The following is a 23,289-nucleotide window of genomic DNA, read 5'->3' as shown; positions in this document are numbered from 1 at the left end:
CTTTAATAATTCCTATTTAATAAAATCTATAAGATTAACTTATAGATTGTATAATAAATCAGACTTGGACAGAGGTAAATCAATCATCTAGCATAAGTTAAATTTATCATATAAGTAAAAGGATGATCTTATGCAAGATGTTGTCATTGTATCAGCGGTACGCACACCAATTGGCAGTTTTGGTGGGGTTTTTAATAATGTCCCTGTAGTTGATTTAGGTGCTATAGCGTTAAAAGAGGCGATGAAAAGAATAAATCTTGATCCTAAAGAGATAGATGAAGTTATATTAGGAAATGTGTTACAAGCAGGACTCGGTCAAAATGTGGCAAGACAGATTGCAATTAAAAGTAGGATACCTGAAGAAGTCTCAAGTTTTACAGTTAACAAAGTCTGTGGTTCAGGATTAAAAACCGTGCAACTTGCGGCACAAGCCATCGCAACAGGTGAAGCCGATGTTGTAATTGCAGGTGGTGCTGAAAATATGAGTTTATCGCCATATGTGATCCCGAATGCTCGCTTTGGCCTAAAAATGGGTAATGCGCAAATGATCGATACAATGATTTGTGATGGATTAACAGACGCCTTTAATCATTACCACATGGGAATCACTGCCGAAAATGTTGCTGAGCAATATGGTATTTCACGGCAAGCTCAGGATGAATTAGCTTTAGCTAGTCAGAAAAAAGCAGCAATAGCATTACAGACTAACCGTTTTAAAGATGAAATTGTTCCGGTAACCATTGCTAATAAAAAAGGCGAAACGACCGTAATTGAAACTGATGAATATCCAAAACCAAATACCACAATGGAAAAATTAGCCTCTTTACGAACTGCCTTCAAAAAAGATGGTACTGTTACCGCAGGTAATGCATCAGGTATTAATGATGGTGCGGCAATTTTAATTTTAATGAGTCGCAAAAAAGCAGAAAAATTAGAACTAGAACCGTTAGTCACAATTAAAAGCTGTGCAGCGGCGGGGGTAGCTCCAGAAGTGATGGGAATTGGCCCAATTCCAGCTACCCGAAAAGCGTTAGATAAAGCTGGTTTGACTATTAATGATATCGATTTATTTGAAGCTAATGAAGCCTTTGCTGCACAAGCATTAGCAGTTTGTAATACCTTAAATATTCCAACAGAAAAAGTGAACGTTAATGGTGGCGCAATAGCACTTGGCCATCCAATTGGTGCCAGTGGAGCTAGAATTTTAGTGTCACTTATTTATGAAATGAAAAAGCGAAAAGTCAAAAATGGCTTAGCCACGCTCTGTATTGGCGGTGGTCAAGGTATTGCGATGGTGGTTTCTCAATAGGGCAAGTTTTATGGATAAAGTAGTAAGTATTGAGCAAGCACTATCATCAATCAAAGATGAAACCACTATGATGGTCGGTGGCTTTATGGCTAGTGGATCACCAGAAACATTGATTGATTATTTATGCCAAACAGCGGTGAAAAACTTAACGTTAATTTGCAATGATACTGGCTTGATTGATCAAGGCGTCGGTAAGATGGTTATGTTAAAAAAGTTCAGAAAAATTATTGCTTCACACATTGGTTTGAATAAAGAAACCGGAAGGCAAATGAATGCCGGCGAAACGCAAGTCGAATTAATTCCGCAAGGTACTCTTGCCGAGCGTATTCGCTGTGCCGGTTATGGATTAGGCGGTGTTTTAACCCCAACTGGGATAGGAACATTAGTAGAAGAAGGTAAGAAAAAAATTGAAGTTGATGGTAAACAATATTTACTAGAAACACCATTATTTGCTGATGTTGCTTTACTTTATGCGGCAAAAGTCGATCGAGCTGGCAATATTGTTTATAAAGGGGCAATGAATAACTTTAATAACGTTATGGCAAGTGCCGCTAAACTGACTATCGTTGAAGCTGGCCAAATTGTGGATATTGGCGAACTAAATCCACAAGAAATTGCGACACCGGGTATTTTCATTGATTATATCGTCAAAGGAAGAGGCTGCTAATGGATAAGGAACAGTTACAAAATTATATTGCATCCCGTGTTGCTAAAGAGTTATCCGATGGCGATATCGTCAATTTAGGTATTGGACTACCAACGCGAGTAGCTAATTTTATTCCTGAAAATATTGAAGTTATTCTTCAATCTGAAAATGGTTTTTTAGGATTAGGCCCTACACCAACGGCGGACAATTATGACCCAAGCATCATTAATGCCGGCGGTCAACCTGTAACCATTTTACCAGGAGGTTGTTTTTTTGATAGTGCAACATCTTTCGGAATTATCCGTGGTGGTCATATTGATGTATCTGTCCTAGGTGCATTACAAGTTGATGAGAAGGGTAATATTGCCAATTATATGATCCCAGGAAAAATGGTGCCAGGCATGGGTGGCGCAATGGACCTTGTTACAGGAGCCAAAAAAGTCATTGTAGCAATGGAACATACAGCTAAGGGCGCACATAAAATATTAAAAGAGTGCTCTTTACCATTGACTGCTGTTAATGCTGTTGACCTAATTATTACAGAAATGGGCGTTATTAAAGTAACCGCAGAAGGACTAAAATTAATTGAAATTAATCCTGAATATACGGTTGAAGATATCAAGGCGGCTACAGAGGCACCTCTAATTATTGAATTATAGTTGTTGATTGCAATTATTATTAATTTTTTACACATCCTAAAGCAAAAATCATTAGTTTCGGCTAATGATTTTTTTATCTTCTATCAATATAAATAACTTTAGCCTTGCTGATAGCAATCTATTGCATAGCATACTTCTCATAATAATGGGTATTAGCTTTATTGAAGGATTTTTCAAATTGTTATTAGCAAGAGTGATTGAGGGGAGATACTGTTCCATTATTGTTTAAACGCTATGAGGGCAAAGATGTCTAATTTGATAACGCATTTTACTATGTAGATTGCTGGAAATTTTTCAAACCAAGTTAATCAAATGACTTTAGGTTGACGCTTTGATTGTAGGGGGATTAAAGATGAGTGTTATCTTTGAGTTTTGCTAGAAAACTCGATACCTTATATCAAAATTAGTAACGTTATTTTTTAAATATTGGTTAGATCAAGTGAGATCTTGGCCATCTTCGTTAATTTTGGTTTAAAATAATCCTAGTGTTACTGCACAAATAAAACCATTATGATTAAATTCAAAAAGTATCGAATAAGATCCCATATCATATAATATCCAACGTTTAATATAGCCAAGAAAATAATTTGGTTTGTCATCATCTATTATTGATGGTTCTCCCAACAAATTGATAAGCATTTGTTTATTATATTCTGGACCAATACCATCAAGTATTTTCCCTTGGCATATAGAATAACTGTCTGTTTTTTCGAAATAAAAACGAATATAACGTATTACTTCACTGCAACCGATAAGAATCCCGGTGTTAAAAAATTTATAATATTTAGTTCTTTCGGGATCATTCCATTCTGTAAGATTTTCTGAAATTTCAGGTTTCTCTTGCATAGATGATAATAAATTTAAAAACTCTGCAGAAATTTCAGTTTTCCCTATAACGTTGATAAATTCTTGCCATTCAATCATTTAATTCATCCTTATTCTCTATTTCTTAATATGATTTTATCTATCACATCTTCAACTTGTTTGGGATGATATCCGGTTTCTATCCTATTTTTTTGAAGGGTTTTTGTATCGCTTTTAATCGTTGCAGAAAGTTTTCTGCATCTTTCTTGATTTGTTCGCGGTATTTTTACCATTATATGTAGGTTCAGCTTTGCGAACATCGTTAGGAACTTTAATTATAGTTGCCAATTATATTGTTTTTTTGTTTCTTCGGAAGTTAATTTCCATCCTTTATCTAATTTCTGTTATTTCGTTAAAGCACCAAATGATGGGGGCATGCTGATTATTAGGATTCAGACGCTGAGCTAAGAACTACAAGCTAAAATAAAATCCTCACGGCTGAGTGAAGTGACTCCCAATAGTTGGACAACCAATTACTGAGGGTCTTTTTATGTCAAAATATAGTCGAGATTTAAAAATTATCATAGCTAATGAATTCTTATCAGGAGAATCATCGAAAATTCTTTCAAAAAAATATGCGATATCTTCTAGTCAGATTCGGTATTGGTCCCAAGTGGTTGCGATTCATGGTGATAACGCCTTTCAACCAACACCTCATTTACGTCATGCCGAAGCAAGATTACAAGCACTAAAATTAATGTGGACAAATAATTGGTCTCTCGGGCACACTAGTGCTATGCTTAATTTAAGTTCCCCCGGTCTTCTATTTGTTTGGCTTGATAGATATCATAAAAAAGGTTTCCGAGGGCTTGAATATCGTTCCAGAGGAAGACCCTGTATGAAGCGAACCCGTATTGAACCCACTCACAGTGATGATGAAAAAACAATTGAAGAATTAAAAGAGGAAATTGCTTATCTACGAGCAGAAATTGCTGTTCTAAAAAAGTTGGAAGAGCTGAAGCAAGCAAAACGTCAACAAACAAAGAAAAAACGTTAGTTGTTTTAGCTCTTAAATATCAGTATTCCTTAAAACATTTACTATCAGCAACAAAACTGGCAAAAAGTGTTTTTTATTATCATGTTAATAGGTTGAAAACCCCGTCTGCTTATGAAAATGAGTTAAAACGTATTGAATCGATTTACCATGAACATAAAGGGCGTTATGGTTATCGGCGAATTCATTTAGCGTTGATAAATGAAGGAATTAAACTCAATCATAAAATGGTACAACGATTAATGGGTCAACTTAATCTCAAATCGACAGTAAGACCTAAAAAATATCGTTCTTATCGTGGAGAGACTGGTAAAACAGTAGCTAATTATCTTAAAAGAGATTTTGAATCATCGAAACCAAATGAAAAATGGGTAACGGATGTCACAGAATTTAAGGTAAATGAACAGAAAATTTACCTATCGCCCATTATCGATTTATATAATCAAGAAGTAATCGCTTATAAAGTAGCTAAAAATGCACGTTTGACCTTGGTGACAGATATGCTTCAAAAAGGGATATCACGATTAAAACAGTGTGAAAAACCGTTACTACATAGTGACCAAGGCTGGCAATATAGAAATCACCATTATCAGAAACTACTAGCTAATAATGGCATCAAACAAAGTATGTCCAGAAAAGGAAATTGTTTAGATAATGCGGTAGCTGAAAACTTTTTTGGTCTATTAAAATCAGAAATGTACCATGGACAATGCTTTCAAGATGCAGATGAATTGATTGAAAAAATAGAAGAATATATAGAATACTACAACACCAAACGGATTAAAGCCAAATTAAAAGGCCTGACTCCGGTTGAATTTCGAAATCAGGCCTTACAAGCCGCTTAATAAAAGTGTCCAACTTTATGGGGTCACTTCATGAGGTGGGATTTATTCATTAGTAGATGGTTTCACACTGTATGCTTGATAGTTTTATTTTTCTTAAAAAAACACCCATTTTTTTTAAATACCAATTGAAATCTGGAATATCTTCCCCAAATAAATACTGACGATTTATTGACAATGACATAGATAAATAGTAAGGGTAAATTAATAAATTACCCCCTGATTCATTCTCATAAACCATCACTATACCGACTTTATCCATAACATTATGAGAGTTTATAAACTCGTCTAAATTGAACAGACTCATGTCTATATTCAACCAGTTATAATCATCAATATCATTTGGCGATAGATAAGTAACCATATTTTGATAATAAATATTCCAGCCACTATTTATTAGGCATTTTAATATCTCTTTAGGAGAATATTCTTGTGCAAAATTTATATCTATGCTGACTTGCATTCCTATATTAATATTCCTTAAAAGTATGTTCTTTGATGTTAACCAGTCTTTAACATGCTGATAGATTAGTGTGTAAAAATACAGAGCTAAATACGTATCATTTCCATTCAATACAAGTTTGTGCATGATCTTACCAATCACTACTCTATTTCATGAGCAGCATATTTATTATTTAATAAATCTTCCGCTTTAGCGACAAGTTTATTAAAAATAGCTAGGAACAAATGCTATTATTTCGTCTTTACTCGCGCACCATTATCATACAAATTTAGAAGAGCATTTACATTAACAGGAGCTATTGCAGAATCAATAATATTAAGTTTTAGAAGATTAAACTGTATCTCTTCATGACGAAGACCTTCTGCTTTCTAAGTATCAATTGTTTAGTATTAAGGTGTATTGCCCGCTTACTATTTTTTAGTATCACGTTGATTATATTTATTATAGGAGTTACTTTGATTTGATTGTGAGCGATTAAAGACTAACATTACTTTTTTATTTTGATTGAATATTCGATACCCTATCTCAAAACTAATAACGCATGTTTTTCAAGTTTCTGTGTAGATTAAGTTAGAACTAATATACTCACATCTAATTTTTTCTTTTATTGGCATAAAATATTCATTAGTAAAAGCTATTTACGGCTGAATAAACTCGGATTCACTACAGATAAGTCCATCACGATTAACACTAAAAAGATAAGTTAATTTTCTAACTTGCTAAGGAGATCACATAATTGACAAATAACTGATCCAGTTCAGTAATAGAGCACAGTAGAACTGAGGCTTAAAGTGAAATTTTATTCACTTAATTCTATGACATTAATATCATTGCATATTAATTTGATCATGTAATCACCATAAATATTTATGATATGACAGGGGGCTCCAGAATTATAACTATAAGGATAAATTTCCAAATCTTTAGGATCAAGTGCTCTATATTCATGAGAAATATCAATAGTATCTCCAATCTCTTGAAGGTCATTATATTGACTCTCTATTGACATAAACAAAATTACATTAAATTCAATTTGAATAATTTTATCTAAAGCAATTGCTTTAACTTTCAACTGATTATTCGATACATTTAATTCACAAATCCAGCTAATTGATAACTTTCCTATATCTAACATAATTTATTAACCTTATTTAAAATTTGTTGTTTCTGTTGGATGTAACTCATGAGATAAATTTCTTGGAATTTCAGAGCCATTTGAATCAAATTTCTGTCCTTCAAATAGTTTTCTTGCTTCATTTGGTGAGCACCGGTACCACTAACACCTTTTTTATCCCCCTTATTATACGAATCATTTTTATCTTTCTTATCATTATCATCAGGTGGTAAATTTGCACTACTACTTGTAGTTGATAAATTACTAGCTGAAGCATAATTATTGGTATTATTTTTTTATAACAAGCTTTATTCTTCAAATATTGATTGTAGTAAAGTTCACAAGTCCTTAATACAGCATTTACATAATTTTCATTACCACCTAGTTCAATTACCTCTAAATCCATTAATTTTTTATTGATTTATGTTTAAACTCTCTAAAAAGGCTCGTGCTTCTTCAGCATTGTCAAATAAACCTTTTGATATAAGTACTTCTTGAACAGTATTGGTAATTGGTTCACCGCCGAGTTTACTTGGGCAAATTATTTGCCAAGTAACCATAGCAACAGAGCGGATGCTAGTTGGGATAGAATACTGATGGTTTGTTTTTCTGCTTCGGTTAAATCTTTGACTTCTTTGCCATATAGTTGTTTGCGGATAATATCTGCTGCAACTTCACCGACCACTGCACCGGCTCCACCAGATAATGCTGAGTTACCTTGTAGTTCAGCCACTACTGCACCAAGTATTGCATGGGCAACTAACCTCGCGGTTTCGTTATCACCGGCTTGTATTTTTATCTGCTCAGCTAACCATGGTGCACTGGCGCCAGCTAAGCCGCCGGTGATAATGCCGGTAATAATTGATACGGCTGAGTCAACGCCTTTACTAAAGTCATTGCCCATTTTGCCATCTTTTGAGACCGGCATCTTTATGAATAGTGCGTTCGAGCTCTTTTACCTGTTCTCCTAACTCTTTTAAGCTAGTGACAATGTTTAATCTGGTCTGCTCATCCTCTTTATTAAAGATTGGTTGGAGTTTGCTATAGGCATTTTCGGTATCATGACTGAGTTCATTAATATCTTGTGTTTGTTTATCTTGGTCTCGAATGATTAACTCACCGACACTGATTGCCGAATGCGTAATATTCGAGAAGTCATAAATGGGGGGGATAGCTTCAACGGCGCGCAAGTCAACCCCAGACCACAACTGACCATTAAAGGCCGCTGGCTGGAAGCCTTCGGCTTTACTAGGTCAGCCAGTCATCATCGATGCGCAGCAAGGGTTGTTGATTATCAGGAGTAAGATGTTGGTATAGACGCCAAAGTAAGATCCCCACGGGTTAGGTGGCAATTTTTACATATTGCGATTAATCGTGCTCATAGCGTTCATCTTGAATAATATAAGACTCTGCTATTTTGCCTTATACAACCTAAGCCATCTTCTGTTATCCTATAGATAAGTTTCCTGATGGTAAGGCTGAAAATAAGTTAGTTCATTTATAAAAAGTGATTTATAGCATTCATTCTTTCCACATCTTCTTTTAATACTATTTTTGCTCTATCACTCAGTCCCCCTGAATTTTTCTCTGCAAAATGTTTAAGTAATAAAAATGTTTCCTTGGTAATATAACCCTTGACCTCATGACCAACCAATATTCCTAAGGCTTCAATTAAAGATTCTTTAGGTTTTAATTTTAATTCTTTAACTAGTTCTGCCTCTGCTTCAGGGGAGATTCTATTTAAAGCAATACAGGCGGCATAAATATAATCTAGTGCATCAATTTCATCACTAATTTCAATGTGCGAATATTTTATTACATTAAGTAAACCAGAAATCATTAATTGCTTTTCTTCAAATGAAAAATCTCTATTTTTATATGCTTTCCATTCAGCGAAATTAAACGCTGGACATTTTAAATAATGTAATGCACATAGTCCTACTAATATGCTGCCAATATCTTCTCTTTCAGGACATAGGGTAAAAATTTGCCCCAAGGACAAATTTGGCATGTCCTCTATAGAATGGAGAATAAAATCAACTTCAGTAATTGCTCCTGGTTTTGAAAGATCTATTTTTTTTAATTTATTAAGAATAATCAATTGAGAACCTCGTTAGTAGTTATGGTTTTAATATTTATATTTGATAAGTGTAATTCTATTACATTTAAATTTAAAAATAAAAAAATAGACCTGTTTTATACTTTATTGCATTATCAACTTGAGTTAATAATTGAATCAACGCTTCGCTATTATTTGATACTATTGAATTTTGAATAATACTTTTAGCCTTTATAAGCTTATCAAGATCGATTATCTTTTCATCTTCATAATCATCAATGTTTATATCTAATTCATTATTAAGTTGATTAATAACATTACTCTCTAACAGATTTGTATAATTATCTTCATCAGGAATTAACTCAATCAAATCACCATCCACACAATTATCCAAATCTAGGCTTTCCATTGCACTTTTATTTACTGGAACGGATATATATTTCATACTATTTATTCTAAGACAATATTTTTGCACTTTTATTCTCTCTGACTAATGATCGTATATTGTTAGTTGAAGCATTAGGCGGTAGTTTAGTCGTCTGGCAAGTCAAAGAACCACTCGTCCCCTTACCAACTAAAAACCACCTCACGCAAAGCACGTAGCTGTGAATCCTACGAACGTTATTATACCGCAGGGCATTAATGCCACCCCAAGCCCCTAACTGACGATTAAAGGCAGTTGACTTAAACAACTCGACTTCTACACCGGACTGCTATTTATCGTAAAAGTGGAGCAGAATAAACTGATTATTGAGCTGGCTGTTGCGGATTTTGTGAAACAAAAAAGATCCCAGTTTTTACGCGGTGATCTTTTAATTAGCCATGTTTAATTAATTTTTACCATGAGCTCTTCTAAAATACGTTTTACTGGTGGGCTGGCTTTTCCTAATAAAGTTTCTATTTTTGATAATAACCAATCTTTCTTTAAATTATCCAAACTTGATAAATTTAAAAACCTTAATGAATCAACACAAGTAATAAATAAATCGTCATCATCTGTATTAATAAGATCTAAAATTATTTCTAATTCGTAAGGGTTATGCAAATCATCTAAACATTCTACAAGTCTCTTTTGCCAAAAAACAGGCTTAGAATTTAATTGCTTTAGTAATAAATCCCAGTCGTTATTATCAAATTGTTTAAGTATTTCAGTGGACTCTAAAATAGCACAATCATACCAATAATCACCTGGTTCACTTTCATGGCTAAAATCAGATATACAAGTATCAAATTTATTATACATATTTTATCTCTTTCATTTTATAGGACTAAAACCTGGCGTTGGTTTTCCTCCAACAGGATAACCGGCCGTGATATTATTACCACTTTTAATCACATCGATTTCCACCCCATTAACTGTTCCTCGATGAAGAGTCTCTCCAGTTGAAGGTCTTACACCAATAGGTTTAGTATTCCCAATTTAATTAATAGAATCGATTATACTTTTATCTGGCCAATTATCAGGGAATAAAGTACTTGTTTTTATTTTTGACAAATTATTAAAGGAAGCAGGCTTGAGCAGCTCGGCTTTACTACTGGCCAAGTGGTTACGATCACCGCTAAAGAAGCTAAGTTAATTATCGAACTTGCGAACTAGACCTAGAAACGGATAAAAATAAGATCCACACTAATTAGGTGGAGATATTGTAGATCTAGTTTATTCAACTTCTTTTTTATAAAAACTAAATTTATTAGATCGTGGAGATTCTTCAATTAATAATCTTTTACAAGATGGACATTCGTATACTTCAATGCTCTCTTGATTAAAAGAATCCATGAACTTTTCAGAAGTAAATTCTTCCTTTTCTGAGAATATATCGATTATGTCCCATAAAACATTTTGTGAAATGAGATCATAAGCAAAGTCTTCATCAAATGAGCCAATATTCATTACGTGCCCACATTTGCATGCAATTTTCGGCATAACTAATCCTAATTATTTTCTATCATAATGATGTATCGTACCTTTTGAATCTTGGAAAAATAGAGTTTTAATATTTTGAGCATTTGGTTTACCTCATAATCTTGAGGCCATACCCTGCATTTCATTTCCAGATAGATTCATTTGTAAAATAACGCCAGCTAGGCCACCAGTTGATCCTCGCCAAAATATTAGACAGAGCCTACCTCTATCATTTTTTCGTTTTGGTAATATTGTTGTTGATATTGCTGCGGTGATACCCAGCCATTGGCTGAATGACGGCGTATCCGATTATAATAGATTTCAATATATTCAAATAGTGCTTTATTAGCCTGCTTCCTCGTTTTGTAGTAACAGTCATGAATAATATGTGTTTTGAGTGTATGAAAAAAACTCTCAACAACCGCATTATCAAAGCAGTTGCCTCTTCGACTCATGCTTTGCCTTAGCCCATATTGTAACAATAATTGCTTGAAATCAGCACTGCAATATTGGCTTCCTTGGTCACTATGAATGAGTACATTTTTAGGAAAGTGACGCCGAAATAAAGCTTGTTTTAATGTATTACACACTAAATGGCGGTCTATGTAGCGACTGGTTTGCCTAGCAATCACTTTTCGTCCATATAAATCGATAATCACCGACAAATATAACCAACCTTCACCCGTTTTAATATAAGTAATATCGGTTACCCATGTTTTATTAGGCTTATCAGGATTAAATTGCCTATCTAACATGTTGGGCGCAATATTGTGATGAGCCTTGTCTGTTTTATGCTTGAATTTACGTGCTGCTTTACTCCGTAATCCCAATTGTTGCAAAACACGGCTAATTGTCCTTTCTGAAACTTGATAGCCTGCTTCTCTTGCATCATGAAGCAGGCTTGGCGCACCCAAACGGGCTTTATGTTGCCAATACTGCTTTTGGATATACTCGCTGAGTTTAGCTGATTTGTTTGCTCTTTTTAACCAAGCATAATAACCCGATGAACTGACACCAAGTAATGAGCATATCCTAGTAACGGGATAGCAGGTTAAATGATTTTTCATATAAGCGTACTTCATCGACTTGGATTGTTGATGAAGTACACATGCGCCTTTTTTAGTATATCATTAGCCATTTTCAGTTCTTTAATCTCTTTTTCTAACGCCATAATCCGCTGTTGCTCAGCGGTTAACTCTCGACGGCTGGTTTTATTCGGGGAAAGTTGCCTAATCCATTTATCTAGGGTTGATTTACCCACACCTAGATGATTGGCAAGTTCGCTGATAGAAAGGTCTGCATTAGATAACGCATAATCCACTGATTGTTGTTTGAATTCGATATTAAATTTTTTGACCATGATATTTGTCTCCTATGATTTTTGTTTATATCATAGAGGCGACTTTTGTCCACTTTTTTGGCGAGGATCAATCTGCTCATCCTCGTTATTCAAGATAGAGAACATGATGACTTCCTTCTAAACTATTATAGAGATCAACCGCCTCTTGCCCCTCGGCAATAAACTCTACATCTATCGGAGCAGGTGGATTATTAGGATCTCTATAGTTCCCTTCTAAAAAGGCTTTATATTGTTCCAGAACATATAAAAGCTGTTCCCTAGTAAGGATAACCTGTTGCCTTTCAACATATTCAGTACCAATAAAAACGTAATCGCCGGTAATTAATACCCAATGAGCATTACCAACACCAAACATGCCGTCCGGTGCTCGACTATTTGCTAAATCGGTTAGATTATTAATCCAGATATTGACTGAGTTAACTGAGTATTGAATTTCATCTGATAGCAAAGATGCAATCTCACATACACCGTAACCTTGTTTAGGTGTATATCGAATATTTTCCTCAGGCAACATTCCTGATGGACAGAATTCATCATAAAAATCCGACCAATATAAATATATTTTTCTATTTTTCATACATTATTTACCTTTATTATAAATCGGCCACGCCGTTGCGCCAGTACCATTTGGCATTTTATAGAAACCTTGCATTTTTATTCCACTTGAAGATATTCCTATCCACCTCTCTTTATTATTAGGATCTGGTTTTGAATTTTCAAAAGCACTTTTTATTTCCTTTTCAATTTGACGTTTAGACCAATGCTTAGGGAAGAATGTTGTTTCAGCCTGCTTTTCATACCACTTACCTGTAGCAGGATCTCTGACCGATATATATCCTGTCGTGACACCATTTGTATCTGCTTCACCTGTCCACTTATCTACTTTAATATTTGGATCTTTTAAATAATGTCCTCCTGTACCAACCTTTTTGCCACTTTCATAAGTCTTAATCTCACCATTTAAAATGTGATCAATATTGATTATTACCTCAGTATCTTTACCTGCTTGTTGTTGAACTAACTCGGTCGGTGTTGGTTGAAGTCTTCGAGATACTTGGGTTTTATCCCGGATTACCTGTCACCATTAAGATTGAGCAGAATAAGTTAATTATTAAACTTGCGAGCCAGATCTAAGATATTAAAAAAGCCCTCTGATTTATCAAAGGGCTTTTGAGTTATTACTACTCTAATTCGGTTATACTTGCCGATCCGGTTTTTATTTCTTTTGGTAATGTATAAACTATTTCCTTTATATTTTTCGGTAGCTCTCTTAAAGATAATGGACTCAGCGGTTTTGCAACTAAAAAATAACTATTATTTTCATAATTAACATCATAACTAAATAAGCCCCTTGAAGCTGCATCAATATAACTTCTTAAATATTGTTCTCTTTTAATTTGATTGAGAAACTCAGGCAAATTATCCTCAATAATTTCAATACCACATCGTTTTTTTAAATCAAAAAAATAATCATATAGTTCTTCATAATTCTTAATCGAATCAGCTACTTTTTCAGGTACCGCGGTTGTACCACCCGAAGTAAAGTGTGCTAGATTGCCATTATAAAATGCAGCAAACCAGTCAAGATCGGTAGTGCTTATAAACTCATCAGTCATTCTCATTATTTTTCAACTCCAAATACGTTTGCACAATTTTCACAACGAGGCACGGGGTTCCCATTACGAGGACGTACAGCTTGATTAAATTGAATATCTTTTAATTTAAGATTAGGATTATTTAATAACAATTCGTTAGCTGCTCCAAATTCAGCACAAGCACCTAATACGTTACCACATGAAGTTTTAACACCTAACCCACCTAATTTATCAGCATAAGCTTATAGTTCTGGCGCTATTTTAGTGGGATCAGTTCCACTTGATGCAGTAACATCAGGATCGGGGATTAAGTTTTCGAACCCACTTTTTATTTCCCTTTCAGTTTTATACTTAAGTTAGATGATAAAGTTAATAAAGATAATTTTTATATTACCTAAATTTTAGTTCTCTATTCTTAAGACCCGTCACTAGCCCCATCATTTGATGGGTTCCCTTTTATATCAAAAGTCCAACGCGCTTCGTGTTTAGTCCACTAATTTAGTTTATTGAGGTGTATTTGTAAAAATAATTGAGGAGTGTATACGGTCTTATTGATATTTGAATATGAATGAACTGGTCATAATTTGGGGGAATTATGCGTAAAAGAATTGACTATGACTAAGGCACATTCTACCCTAAAAATCACCGTTACTAAAATCCAAACGGTAAAACCACCACTGAAGCACTGCATAACGGTCGGTTACAGCCCCAACGGAGGCAATTCACCCTAGACCGCAACTGACCATTAAAGACCGCTGGCTAGAAGCCTTCGGCTTTACTACCGGTCAGCCAGTCATCATCGATGCGCAACAGGGGTTGTTGATTATTAAACTTGAGATGCTGACTTAGAAGTCAAAATAAGATCCCAGTTTAAAATTGGGATCTTAGGTTTTAGATATTGATTAATTCACCATATTGTTCAGGCGTAACTTGAATTTTGTAGTTTCTTGTATCCAAATCAATAGACTTTCTTAGGTATTCATTAAAAGTCCATTGTGTTGTTTCAACCGTTTCTTCATTTTCATCGTAATGATAAACTAAATTTGGATTATCCGATTTTGTAAGTAAAAAATAAAATTGAGTTTCCCATACAATAGAAATGAAAAATGGCTTTTGTTTAGTTAACTCATAATGTTGTAACTTTTTTAACTGATCAGTGAAACCAGCTTGAAATAAGACATGTCCCCGGACACTCCACTGATCTCGATAAAATAATAAGGGAACATCACCAAATAATCCGCCACTACAACGCCCCATACAACGAAGAAAATCATATAGCTGATCTGTGACTTTGATATCATAAAGTCGTTCAATCTTAGCTAGTTCGTCATCTGAATAGCCTTTAATAAAGTTAGTATCAATAGGTAATTCAGGATACACTGAATGTAAATAGGTTATTAGTTTTTCATTAATCATTGATATTTTCCTGTTGTTCCCTGAAAAATATTTATATTAAAATTTTTATTGGCTTCAGCAAAATGTTGAACTAACTCGGTCGGTGTTGGTGATGGTTTAAAGTCTTCGAGATACTCTCCTACTTTACTTTCTGTACTCGTCGTTCCCTTTCCAGCATTCGATTTCCTGAAAACTGGTTAATCTGATCTATGTGGCGGTACTCTGACCACTTTGTTGATGGTTGATGTATTGGGACAAACATATCTTATGGTGGAAATTATAACTACTGTCACCCATACGTATTATTTTGTCTCCTGCTACGGCTAACTCTCTGCCCACATGAGTAAGACCATCGTCAGAAGTAGATATATCGCCCTTCGTCTGAATGGGTTTGTTCAAGAGGTTTAATGTAGAGCAAATTACTAACTGATTCAATATGGGATTTTTAATTAAAAAAATCATACTTAGCAAAAAGATGACGGATATCATTAATAACATATTATTTTCTTATATCTTCCTCAGTAACCCAGACAAGCTACACACCCAGTTTTGAAACTGGAAACTCATGTTTATTTCTTGTACATTCTAGGAAAATATTAGATCCCAGTAATGTAAAGGGATCTAGTTGCTAGGATTGATATATTACGTCGTAATTATTACCTAATTCTATTTGTAATTTTTCTTGTAAACATTTCCCTTTTTCTTTAAAAGCTATTTCTTCATTAATAGTTTTAAATCCAGATTCTAAGGGGGTATATGAATTCAACGTTTTATCATAGTCATCTGACCACTTATTTAACTCATTTTTGAGAGAATCACTGATTAGTAAGGAATCAGGATCAATATTTCCAACTTCATTATCCGAATCAATCCACAATGGATAACATTCATAATCAGCCATTAATTTTATTTTCTTCATTTACTTACTCCCCGAGGATTTGCTCCAACAATAAATCCATTACTTCCAGTTGTAACAGCTATTCTTTATTTTTGTTCATTAATCGTAATTTCATAAATTGGTCGTCCTGTTCCTTTTCCTTGATAACCAATAATCTTTCCTTTGGATACAGTGTCTATAACTACATTAGGTATTTGTGATTCTGAAACCCCTATTTTTGCAAAATCACAGGCATGACGTTCTACAATATGTTGGAGCCCTGCTGATGAATTACCTGTCTCAAGAAAAACTATTTTACCATCAGCTAATTTTTCAACTTTCAAAATATTTTCAGGTGAGAATTTAACGCCATTCTTAGACATTTCTTCCAGATATTGTTGATTTATCGTCCCCTTTCCAGCATTCCCCAAGCCTTTCTCATTTACTACATGTTCATCAAAATTACTATTTTTATTAACCTGTTGATTTGCTGCATGATTATTATTTATATTATCCTTTGTTTCTTTATAATCACCAAATCCTTGCTCAACATTATTTTTACCATACTGATTTTCAAAATATTCTTTGTCTAATTTGTTAACATCAGATAATGCCTCATCCAATTTACCTGCTTTATTGGCATTTGAAATAACTTTATCTGATTTATTAATAATTTTTTCTGTCTTACGTACATTTCCCAATCCTTTAGGCGGTGTAATTATACCAATTAACAATGCCACTGAATTCTCTAGAGCTATCTAATCACCATTAGCAGCTTTAACAAAATTATCTTTAATTGCATCCCATGCTTGGCCGTTAATGATCGCATTTACTGCGTTTGCTACTGTTTGATCTGCTTTTCTTAGTTGGTTATAGCATCAACGGCGGGCAACCCAACACAACTCACCATTAAAGGCCGCTGGCTGGAAGCCTTCGGCTTTACTACCGGTCAGCCAGTCATCATCGATGCGCAACAGGGGTTATTGATTATTAAACTTGAGATGCTGAATTAGAAGTCAAAATAAGATCCCAGTTTAAAATTGAGATCTTAGGTTTTAGATATTGATTAATTCACCAGAATAATCAAATGTCATATTTTGTATATAATGTCGAGTGTCAATATTTACTGAATGTCTTAAATACTCATAAAAAGTTTTATTTGTCTGTTTTATCGTTTCTTCATTTTCATCATAGTGATAAACCAAATTTGGGTTATCTGAATCAGTTAACAAAAAGAAATACTGGGTTTCAGATTCAAATGAAAATGCAAACGGTTTTTGTTTAACTAATTCCCATTGTTGTAATGCACATAGATCTTCACAAAAAGAATATTGAAAAAGAACATGAGAACGTACAGTGTTATTTGGTCGATAAAACATCAAGGGATCATCACCAAAAAATCCACCACTACAACGCCCCATACAGGATAAAAAATGGTAGAGTTGTCCTCTAATCTTAATATCATAAAGGCGTTCTATCTTATTTATTTCGTCATCTAAATACCCTTTTATGTAGCTAATATCAATAGGTAATTCAGGATAAACTGAATGTAAATAATTGATTAGTTCCCGATTAATCATGGCCTTTTTCCTGTTGTTTCTTGATACATATGTATATTGGCATTTTCGCCCATTTCTTCAGCAAACTTAACTCCTGAACCATTACAACCATTACACATGCCAGGTTTTATTTTTGAAGTATTTTCAACTGATACTTTAATATCCACTTTTTGCCCTGCATAGTTATCTTTAGGGTAACTCATTAATTTATGTTCAGCATGGTTAAGGTTAGTTTGTGTTGCTGATGACGGATAATTACGGATGCTTTGCGAGTCTTCAACAATGACTTTGTAATTTACGCCATTAATATTAACAGAAGTTGGAGCATTCCCTTTACAGGATTTACCACTTACAGCCAATACATATTCAGTTTTACCATTTACAGTAATGGAACCTGTGAGATAGAAATATTATCTACTTTATTCCCTTTTACATATGCCCCTAATTGCCCTCTGATTTCGGAAACATTTAATGGCTTATCATCAATTTTTGATAAATCACTAACTTTGTAATTAGGCAAAATATCATTACCTTTTAACGTGCTCGTCCCCTTTCCGGCATTCCCCAAGCCTTTCTCATTTACTACATGTTCATCAAAATTACTATTTTTATTAGCCTGTTGATTTGCTGCATGATTATTATTTATAAATTGATACGGCTGAGTCAACGCCTTTACTAAAGTCATTGCTCATTTTGCCATCTTTTGAGTCTTTACCGGCATCTTTATGAATAGTGCGTTCGAGCTCTTTGACCTGCTCTCCTAACTCTTTTAAGCTAGTAACAATGTTTTATTTGGTCTGCTCATCCACGTTATTCAAGATAGAAAACTTGATGACTTCCTTCTAAGCTATTATAGAGATCAACCGCCTCTTGCTCCTCAGCAATAAACTCTACATCTATCGGAGCGAGTGGATTATTAGGATCTCTATAGTTCCCTTCTAAAAAGGCTTTATATTGTTCCAGAACATATAAAAGCTGTTCTCTAGTAAGGATCACCTGTTGCTCTTCAACATATTCATTACCAATAAAAACGTAATCGCCGGTAATTAATACCCAATGAGCATTACCAACAGCAAACATGCCGTCCGGTGCTTCACTATTTGCTAAATCGGTTAGATTATTAATCCAGATATTGACTGAGTTAACTGAGTATTGGATTTCATCAAATAGAAAACATGCAATCTCACATACACCGTAACCTTGTTTAGGTGTATATCGAATATTTTCCTCAGGCAACATTCCTGATGGACAGAATCCATCATAAAAATCTATCCAATCAAAATATATTTTTCTATTTTTCATACATTATTTACCCTTATTATAAACCGGCCACGCTGTTGCGCCTGTACCATTAGGTTTTTTGTAATATCCTTCCATTGTTACTCCACTTGAAGACTTTCCTATCCACCTTCCTTTATATTTAGGATGTGGTTTTGAATTTTCAAAAGCACTTTTTATTTCCTTTTCAGTTTGACGTTTAGACCAATGCTTAGGGAAGAATGTTGTTTCCCCCTTCTTTTTATACCACTTACCTGTAGCAGGATCTCCGACCTTTATATATCCTTTCGTGACACCATTTGCATCGGCTTCACCTGTCCATTTATATACTTGAATATTTGGATCCTTTAAATAATGCCCTCCTGTTCCAACCTTCGTGCCGTCTCTATAAGTCTTAATCTCACCATTTAAAATGTGATCGGTATTGATTGTTACCTGAGTATCTTTACCTGCTTGTTGTTGAACTAAGTCGGTCGGTGTTGGTTGAAGTCTTCGAGATACTTGGGTTTTATCCCGGATTACCTGTCACCATTAAGATTGAGCAGAATAAGTTAATTATTGAACTTGCTATGCAGCTCTAAAAGATAATAAGTCAGATCCCCACAGGGTGGGGATCTTTTTAATAGAAGTCGGGCTCGACTAAACCTTCTGATTTTATGATTTCAAGGAAACGGTTATAGGCATTCTCGTCTCTTTCTATCAGATTATCTAGTAAAGCTTCTTTGATCAAAGCCCAGTGGTGAATACTTTTTGCATTATTTTCAAAATATACGGAGTTAAAACTTATATCAGACTCAATAATCGAAATTTCATTTGACTTATATGCAATCAATCCACCATAACCTCTTGGAAGCCCATAAAAATAAGTTTCATCATCAAACCAATAAATTGAAAAAATATCAATAATTGTTCCATCTTGCTCTTTTATTTTCATTTAATCTTATCCTTTATTAAATTAATTACATCATTAGGATCTGCTGTAACTCTTTGAGGTGTAGTAATTTTTATATCATAAGCTTTTTCAGTATTAGAGTTATATTGATAATGTATTGTTATTGATGAACCATTTGATAGTTTATGAGTTACTTGCATTTTCTGGAATCCCACATCTGTAGGAAAACGAGGATCAGTATTCATTCCTTGTAATTTTCCACCACTTGCTGGATTCTCCTGAACCTGTTTCCAAAGCACCTGCTCATTCAAATCTCGTGGTTTTGTGACTTGTGTTCCTAGCTTTGCAGTTGAGATATTTTCAGCATTTTTGATTAATTGTTGCTGCTCTACTGTTAAATGAGAGAGATTATTCCCAATCGTCCCCTTTTCAGCTAACTTACTAGGAGTTAACTATGGCTAAGGCACAGTCTAAGCTAAAATCAGGCACTTGCAAAGCTCTGGCACCGCAACCCACCGAACGATTTTACACCATTGGTTACACGCCCCAAGGCATAAAACCCAACCCCAGACCTCAGCTCACCATTAAAGGACGCTGGCTTGAGCAGCTCGGCTTTACCACTGGCCAAGTGGTTACAATCATCGCTAAAGAAGGCAAGTTAATTATCGAACTTGCGAAGTAGATCTAAGAACAGATAAAAAGAGGATCCTAGTTTAAAGCACTAGGATCTTATTTTGTTCAGACTTTATAAGAACTACTAATTTTTATTTAACAGGTTCTAATGAAACGGCCATTTCTAAAGCAATTTGATTATATTTTTGACCAAAATTGAGCATTGCCTCTGGTTTAAGTTCATCAAGAGCATAGACGATACTTGTTATATGCCCCTCTTTAAAAAAATCTGAGTCTTCTTCTTGATTAGTATAAATACCAATAGATTGGATAGTTCCATCATCAAGTAATAGATCAATAGTATTATTAAAATCCGAAGGATCTTGCCTTGTTACATAAGCTCTTTTTATTATCCCAGACAAGAATAACAAGGGCATTTTCCCTCGGTTGATACTATCCCACCATTCTTGTGATCCAAAAAGGCCATAAGTCCCATTCAATCCGACATAAGGCCTTGATCGATCCAGTGTTAAAGCTTGAGTAAGAGAAACATATTCAGGATCAGCCTTTAACTCTTCGGAAAGAAGATATACTAATTTCATGGGTACTTTTGTGTTTTCTAACTTTAATAGCATAATTCTTTCCTCTTATTGAACCTTTTCAAAATGAACAATATTTTTATTAAAAATCTCGATTCCTTTACCTTGTCCAAGCTGGGTTGTCATTTGTCCACCTTCAACCTTAAATCCGGTATTAGTATCCATCCATTTTCCGGTTTGGGTCGACATGTTAGGTAATTCTTTTGCTGCCGCTGAATTCGCTGCAATACCTATTTTTTCAAGCTCAGAGAATGTGCCTGGTTTAACGGTTATTTTTATGGTTACTCCATCGTATTTTGATGAGTAACCTAATACTGGTGAAACAGAGGTTTCTGTTGTGGCTGGCATTACACCGGTATTTAAAAATTTCTCGTATTGTTTTTGCGACATAGTCCGATAAACAATCTCATTTCCATATGCATCATATTGCTGTACTGGATTGAACGGATTTTTAGACTGCGTTGCAGGAACACCAACAGCTTGTTTTCCTGCCTGAGTCGTTCCACTCGTGCCCTTTCCAGCATTCGATTTGCTGAAAAACGGTTAAGCCTACCTATGCGGTGATACTGTGGTTACTTTGCTTATGGTTGATGAACTGGGATAGAGCTATGTTGCGGTAAACAATATGACAACTGGCACCCACACCCTTTATGTTGCCGCCCACCGTGGTTAAGGAACCGCCCTCATCGAGCACACCATTATTGGCAGCAAAAATATCACTGCCCCCAGTATGAGCGTTTTCAGATAGTTTAATTCGTAGTAGGTTATCAATATATTCACTACAGGAGCTTTTGTTACGCACATAAGGCTTATCAAAAGGGTAACTAATGTTAGCAATATCATATGATTTCCTTATGTTTTCAGAAGCGTTCTGATTGAGTTGAACTCCCAACTTTTAGGCTGGGAGTTGGCTTCATTGCTTACGAATAACGTTCTCTTAGCCTCGACATATAATGTTCTACTGTTGCTTTATCCTTGGGATATGCTTCAACATAACTATCTGAAATCACTTGCATGAGTTTGATGAAGTGCTGAGGGGTAATTGTAGCACTCTCATATTCCCCAAGAAAAAAAATAACTTCTACAAATTCGCTAGGATCATCCCAATCTTTATCTAATGAATAGCCTGTTCCTTCTGAAGGAAAAAAACCCGATCCTTCACTAGCCATTTTTACGAATGAAATATAACTCATTTTATCATTCGATAAAGTTGAATAAATTATATCATATAAGTCTCTTCCTTCGTTTTGATATAAGTAATCTTGATTTTGTATCAACCAACTTAATTGTTCATCCTTCATTTTGAACCTCTTGGTGGTATAGTAAGAAATGCTTTATTAATTTTACCTATTTTAGCATATCGAGTTACTTGGAACCAGTAACCATCAACTTTGACAGAATACTGCCTATTATTTGGATTCTGTTTAAAATAGCTTTCTGCTTATTGGGCTGCTTTATTTGACATATTTGTAACTTTTGTTTCAGATAATATGTTAGTGTCATAAGTTGTTTTCCTTTGTACATCTTTATATCCAGTAACTTTTCCCGCATTTGGACCATTTCCAGCTATAGTTGGGATCTGGTATTGATACTCAACTAACCCTGGATAGCTTTTATCTGTATACTTGGGGCCAACAATCTTAGCACCTGTCATTTCTACCGATTCTAAAAATGCGTCTTGCTTATGCGCCCTGAGATTTGTCCCTTAGGACGGTTTAATATACCTAATTGATTATTATGTTTAGTCACATCTGTAATAAAGCTATCTGGTATTAACTGGTTAGCTGTATTTACAGCCTGAGCTGTGTTGCCTGTCCCCTGTCCCCTTTCCAGTATTCCCCAAGCCTTTCTCATTTACTACATGTTCATCAAAATTACTATTTTTATTAACCTGTTGATTTGCTGCATGATTATTATTTATATTATCCTTTGTTTCTTTATAATCACCAAATCCTTGCTCAACATTATTTTTACCATACTGATTTTCAAAATATTCTTTGTCTAATTTGTTAACATCAGATAATGCCTCATCCAATTTACCTGCTTTATTGGCATTTGAAATAACTTTATCTGATTTATTAATAATTTTTTCTGTCTTACGTACATTTCCCAATCCTTTAGGCGCTGTAATTATACCAATTAACAATGCCGCTAAATTCTCTAGGCTATCTGATCACCATTAGCAGCTTTAACAAAATTATCTTTAATTGCATCCCATGCTTGGCCGTTAATGATCGCATTTACGGCGTTTGCTACTGTTTAATTTGCT

At 34.6% G+C, this 23,289-nt stretch carries 37 protein-coding genes; 9 read left to right on the top strand and 28 right to left on the bottom strand.

Translation table 11 applies throughout. The annotated features are described in order from the left end of the window. The first annotated feature begins 130 nt into the window (after positions 1-130). Genes AC5LXV_RS01135 through AC5LXV_RS01125 form a run of 3 tightly spaced genes read left to right on the top strand, consistent with a single transcriptional unit; the run spans position 131 to position 2,614 of the window. The gene (locus AC5LXV_RS01135; RefSeq protein WP_493467165.1) at positions 131-1,309 is read left to right on the top strand and encodes an acetyl-CoA C-acetyltransferase; all 1,179 of its coding nucleotides are present in this window, start codon (positions 131-133) and stop codon (positions 1,307-1,309) included. A 10-nt stretch (positions 1,310-1,319) separates the two neighbouring features. Beyond that, positions 1,320-1,976 carry a CoA transferase subunit A gene (locus tag AC5LXV_RS01130; protein WP_493467164.1) on the top strand — a complete coding sequence of 219 codons (657 nt, stop codon included), beginning with the start codon at positions 1,320-1,322 and terminating at the stop codon, positions 1,974-1,976. Further along, a complete protein-coding gene (locus tag AC5LXV_RS01125) occupies positions 1,976-2,614 on the top strand; it encodes a 3-oxoacid CoA-transferase subunit B (RefSeq protein WP_493467163.1) in 639 nt (212 codons plus the stop codon). The genes AC5LXV_RS01130 and AC5LXV_RS01125 overlap by 1 nt, the downstream gene beginning before the upstream one ends. 471 nt (positions 2,615-3,085) lie before the next feature. Here AC5LXV_RS01125 and AC5LXV_RS01120 read toward each other — a convergent pair whose 3' ends face one another. Next, positions 3,086-3,538: a DUF6392 family protein gene (locus AC5LXV_RS01120; RefSeq protein WP_493467162.1), complete on the bottom strand. Its 453-nt coding sequence runs from the start codon at positions 3,536-3,538 to the stop codon at positions 3,086-3,088. A gap of 430 nt (positions 3,539-3,968) precedes the next feature. On the opposite strand from AC5LXV_RS01120, the gene AC5LXV_RS01115 reads away from it, so the two are divergent. Together AC5LXV_RS01115 and AC5LXV_RS01110 are read left to right on the top strand one after the other, a co-directional pair. Continuing rightward, positions 3,969-4,475 (top strand): helix-turn-helix domain-containing protein, encoded by a 507-nt coding sequence (locus AC5LXV_RS01115; protein WP_493467161.1) that lies wholly within the window; start codon positions 3,969-3,971, stop codon positions 4,473-4,475. Next, a complete protein-coding gene (locus AC5LXV_RS01110; protein WP_493468026.1) occupies positions 4,373-5,317 on the top strand; it encodes an IS3 family transposase in 945 nt (314 codons plus the stop codon). Before AC5LXV_RS01115 ends, AC5LXV_RS01110 begins: the two co-directional genes overlap by 103 nt. A gap of 49 nt (positions 5,318-5,366) precedes the next feature. Here the strand turns inward: AC5LXV_RS01110 and AC5LXV_RS01105 are convergent, their stop codons facing one another. The 7 genes from AC5LXV_RS01105 to AC5LXV_RS01075 all read right to left on the bottom strand — a co-directional run bounded on the left by AC5LXV_RS01105 (position 5,367) and on the right by AC5LXV_RS01075 (position 10,193). Beyond that, on the bottom strand, positions 5,367-5,903 hold the full coding sequence (locus tag AC5LXV_RS01105) for a hypothetical protein (protein WP_493467160.1): 537 nt from the start codon (positions 5,901-5,903) through the stop codon (positions 5,367-5,369). A gap of 673 nt (positions 5,904-6,576) precedes the next feature. Further along, positions 6,577-6,912 carry a hypothetical protein gene (locus AC5LXV_RS01100; RefSeq protein WP_493467159.1) on the bottom strand — a complete coding sequence of 112 codons (336 nt, stop codon included), beginning with the start codon at positions 6,910-6,912 and terminating at the stop codon, positions 6,577-6,579. 520 nt (positions 6,913-7,432) lie between these two features. After that, on the bottom strand, positions 7,433-7,819 hold the full coding sequence (locus AC5LXV_RS01095) for a hypothetical protein (protein ID WP_493467158.1): 387 nt from the start codon (positions 7,817-7,819) through the stop codon (positions 7,433-7,435). After that, positions 7,785-8,081 (bottom strand): hypothetical protein, encoded by a 297-nt coding sequence (locus tag AC5LXV_RS01090; RefSeq protein WP_493467157.1) that lies wholly within the window; start codon positions 8,079-8,081, stop codon positions 7,785-7,787. The genes AC5LXV_RS01095 and AC5LXV_RS01090 overlap by 35 nt, the downstream gene beginning before the upstream one ends. A 308-nt stretch (positions 8,082-8,389) precedes the next feature. Then, positions 8,390-8,992, bottom strand: coding sequence for a hypothetical protein (locus AC5LXV_RS01085; protein WP_493467156.1), 603 nt, complete (start codon positions 8,990-8,992; stop codon positions 8,390-8,392). A 70-nt stretch (positions 8,993-9,062) separates the two neighbouring features. Further along, entirely contained in the window at positions 9,063-9,395 is a 333-nt protein-coding gene (locus AC5LXV_RS01080) for a hypothetical protein (RefSeq protein ID WP_493467155.1), read from the bottom strand. 381 nt (positions 9,396-9,776) lie between these two features. Then, positions 9,777-10,193, bottom strand: a complete 417-nt coding sequence (locus tag AC5LXV_RS01075) for a hypothetical protein (RefSeq protein ID WP_493467154.1) — start codon at positions 10,191-10,193, stop codon at positions 9,777-9,779. 252 nt (positions 10,194-10,445) lie between these two features. Between AC5LXV_RS01075 and AC5LXV_RS01070 the strand changes: the two genes are divergently transcribed. Then, complete coding sequence (locus AC5LXV_RS01070; protein WP_493468025.1) at positions 10,446-10,547, top strand: SymE family type I addiction module toxin; 102 nt, start codon at positions 10,446-10,448, stop codon at positions 10,545-10,547. Between the two features lie 60 nt (positions 10,548-10,607). On the opposite strand, the gene AC5LXV_RS01065 is transcribed toward AC5LXV_RS01070, so the two are convergent. The 5 genes from AC5LXV_RS01065 to AC5LXV_RS01045 all read right to left on the bottom strand — a co-directional run bounded on the left by AC5LXV_RS01065 (position 10,608) and on the right by AC5LXV_RS01045 (position 13,835). Continuing rightward, on the bottom strand, positions 10,608-10,874 hold the full coding sequence (locus AC5LXV_RS01065; protein WP_110432319.1) for a DUF8617 domain-containing protein: 267 nt from the start codon (positions 10,872-10,874) through the stop codon (positions 10,608-10,610). Between the two features lie 188 nt (positions 10,875-11,062). Then, positions 11,063-12,213 (bottom strand): IS3 family transposase gene (locus AC5LXV_RS01060; RefSeq protein ID WP_493467153.1). Its coding sequence is split into 2 segments (ribosomal slippage): positions 11,063-11,967 and positions 11,967-12,213, totalling 1,152 coding nucleotides; the frame shifts between segments, so codons are not numbered across the junction. A gap of 85 nt (positions 12,214-12,298) precedes the next feature. Beyond that, a complete protein-coding gene (locus AC5LXV_RS01055) occupies positions 12,299-12,790 on the bottom strand; it encodes a hypothetical protein (protein ID WP_493467152.1) in 492 nt (163 codons plus the stop codon). Positions 12,791-12,793: 3 nt separating this feature from the next. After that, positions 12,794-13,180 (bottom strand): EndoU domain-containing protein, encoded by a 387-nt coding sequence (locus AC5LXV_RS01050; RefSeq protein ID WP_493468024.1) that lies wholly within the window; start codon positions 13,178-13,180, stop codon positions 12,794-12,796. A 214-nt stretch (positions 13,181-13,394) separates the two neighbouring features. Beyond that, entirely contained in the window at positions 13,395-13,835 is a 441-nt protein-coding gene (locus tag AC5LXV_RS01045) for a hypothetical protein (RefSeq protein WP_493452415.1), read from the bottom strand. A 693-nt stretch (positions 13,836-14,528) separates the two neighbouring features. On the opposite strand from AC5LXV_RS01045, the gene AC5LXV_RS01040 reads away from it, so the two are divergent. Further along, on the top strand, positions 14,529-14,657 hold the full coding sequence (locus AC5LXV_RS01040; RefSeq protein ID WP_493468023.1) for a SymE family type I addiction module toxin: 129 nt from the start codon (positions 14,529-14,531) through the stop codon (positions 14,655-14,657). A 42-nt stretch (positions 14,658-14,699) separates the two neighbouring features. Here the strand turns inward: AC5LXV_RS01040 and AC5LXV_RS01035 are convergent, their stop codons facing one another. The 3 genes from AC5LXV_RS01035 to AC5LXV_RS01025 all read right to left on the bottom strand — a co-directional run bounded on the left by AC5LXV_RS01035 (position 14,700) and on the right by AC5LXV_RS01025 (position 16,820). Further along, positions 14,700-15,224 (bottom strand): hypothetical protein, encoded by a 525-nt coding sequence (locus tag AC5LXV_RS01035; RefSeq protein ID WP_493467151.1) that lies wholly within the window; start codon positions 15,222-15,224, stop codon positions 14,700-14,702. Between the two features lie 607 nt (positions 15,225-15,831). Continuing rightward, positions 15,832-16,122, bottom strand: a complete 291-nt coding sequence (locus AC5LXV_RS01030) for an immunity protein CdiI family protein (protein ID WP_493467150.1) — start codon at positions 16,120-16,122, stop codon at positions 15,832-15,834. A gap of 65 nt (positions 16,123-16,187) precedes the next feature. Continuing rightward, a complete protein-coding gene (locus tag AC5LXV_RS01025; protein ID WP_493467149.1) occupies positions 16,188-16,820 on the bottom strand; it encodes a hypothetical protein in 633 nt (210 codons plus the stop codon). A 126-nt stretch (positions 16,821-16,946) separates the two neighbouring features. On the opposite strand from AC5LXV_RS01025, the gene AC5LXV_RS01020 reads away from it, so the two are divergent. Beyond that, a complete protein-coding gene (locus tag AC5LXV_RS01020) occupies positions 16,947-17,093 on the top strand; it encodes a SymE family type I addiction module toxin (protein ID WP_493467148.1) in 147 nt (48 codons plus the stop codon). Between the two features lie 42 nt (positions 17,094-17,135). Here the strand turns inward: AC5LXV_RS01020 and AC5LXV_RS01015 are convergent, their stop codons facing one another. The 7 genes from AC5LXV_RS01015 to AC5LXV_RS00985 all read right to left on the bottom strand — a co-directional run bounded on the left by AC5LXV_RS01015 (position 17,136) and on the right by AC5LXV_RS00985 (position 20,120). Beyond that, positions 17,136-17,660, bottom strand: coding sequence for an SMI1/KNR4 family protein (locus AC5LXV_RS01015; RefSeq protein ID WP_493452421.1), 525 nt, complete (start codon positions 17,658-17,660; stop codon positions 17,136-17,138). Beyond that, positions 17,657-17,998, bottom strand: coding sequence for a hypothetical protein (locus AC5LXV_RS01010; protein WP_493467147.1), 342 nt, complete (start codon positions 17,996-17,998; stop codon positions 17,657-17,659). Before AC5LXV_RS01010 ends, AC5LXV_RS01015 begins: the two co-directional genes overlap by 4 nt. Before the next feature lie 20 nt (positions 17,999-18,018). After that, complete coding sequence (locus AC5LXV_RS01005; protein WP_493467146.1) at positions 18,019-18,324, bottom strand: hypothetical protein; 306 nt, start codon at positions 18,322-18,324, stop codon at positions 18,019-18,021. Between the two features lie 125 nt (positions 18,325-18,449). Continuing rightward, positions 18,450-18,941, bottom strand: a complete 492-nt coding sequence (locus AC5LXV_RS01000; protein WP_493467145.1) for a hypothetical protein — start codon at positions 18,939-18,941, stop codon at positions 18,450-18,452. Positions 18,942-18,944: 3 nt separating this feature from the next. After that, positions 18,945-19,331, bottom strand: a complete 387-nt coding sequence (locus AC5LXV_RS00995) for an EndoU domain-containing protein (RefSeq protein ID WP_493468022.1) — start codon at positions 19,329-19,331, stop codon at positions 18,945-18,947. A 205-nt stretch (positions 19,332-19,536) separates the two neighbouring features. Continuing rightward, entirely contained in the window at positions 19,537-19,851 is a 315-nt protein-coding gene (locus tag AC5LXV_RS00990) for a hypothetical protein (protein WP_493467144.1), read from the bottom strand. Then, the gene (locus tag AC5LXV_RS00985) at positions 19,848-20,120 is read right to left on the bottom strand and encodes a hypothetical protein (RefSeq protein ID WP_493467143.1); all 273 of its coding nucleotides are present in this window, start codon (positions 20,118-20,120) and stop codon (positions 19,848-19,850) included. The genes AC5LXV_RS00990 and AC5LXV_RS00985 overlap by 4 nt, the downstream gene beginning before the upstream one ends. A 143-nt stretch (positions 20,121-20,263) precedes the next feature. Between AC5LXV_RS00985 and AC5LXV_RS00980 the strand changes: the two genes are divergently transcribed. Beyond that, positions 20,264-20,491, top strand: coding sequence for a SymE family type I addiction module toxin (locus AC5LXV_RS00980; RefSeq protein WP_110443037.1), 228 nt, complete (start codon positions 20,264-20,266; stop codon positions 20,489-20,491). A gap of 82 nt (positions 20,492-20,573) precedes the next feature. Here the strand turns inward: AC5LXV_RS00980 and AC5LXV_RS00975 are convergent, their stop codons facing one another. The 5 genes from AC5LXV_RS00975 to AC5LXV_RS00955 all read right to left on the bottom strand — a co-directional run bounded on the left by AC5LXV_RS00975 (position 20,574) and on the right by AC5LXV_RS00955 (position 23,166). Then, the gene (locus tag AC5LXV_RS00975) at positions 20,574-21,056 is read right to left on the bottom strand and encodes an immunity protein RhsI2 family protein (RefSeq protein ID WP_493467142.1); all 483 of its coding nucleotides are present in this window, start codon (positions 21,054-21,056) and stop codon (positions 20,574-20,576) included. Positions 21,057-21,068: 12 nt separating this feature from the next. Then, positions 21,069-21,425, bottom strand: a complete 357-nt coding sequence (locus AC5LXV_RS00970) for a hypothetical protein (protein WP_493468021.1) — start codon at positions 21,423-21,425, stop codon at positions 21,069-21,071. 515 nt (positions 21,426-21,940) lie between these two features. Then, positions 21,941-22,321 carry a ribonuclease toxin immunity protein CdiI gene (gene cdiI, locus AC5LXV_RS00965; protein ID WP_493467141.1) on the bottom strand — a complete coding sequence of 127 codons (381 nt, stop codon included), beginning with the start codon at positions 22,319-22,321 and terminating at the stop codon, positions 21,941-21,943. 140 nt (positions 22,322-22,461) lie between these two features. Continuing rightward, entirely contained in the window at positions 22,462-22,674 is a 213-nt protein-coding gene (locus AC5LXV_RS00960; RefSeq protein ID WP_493445548.1) for a hypothetical protein, read from the bottom strand. Positions 22,675-22,800: 126 nt separating this feature from the next. After that, positions 22,801-23,166, bottom strand: a complete 366-nt coding sequence (locus tag AC5LXV_RS00955; RefSeq protein WP_493467140.1) for a hypothetical protein — start codon at positions 23,164-23,166, stop codon at positions 22,801-22,803. Between the last annotated feature and the right edge of the window lie 123 nt (positions 23,167-23,289).

Source organism: Gilliamella sp. LMG 34359 (assembly GCF_984569085.1).
This window is presented reverse-complemented; position numbering and strand designations above follow the sequence as displayed.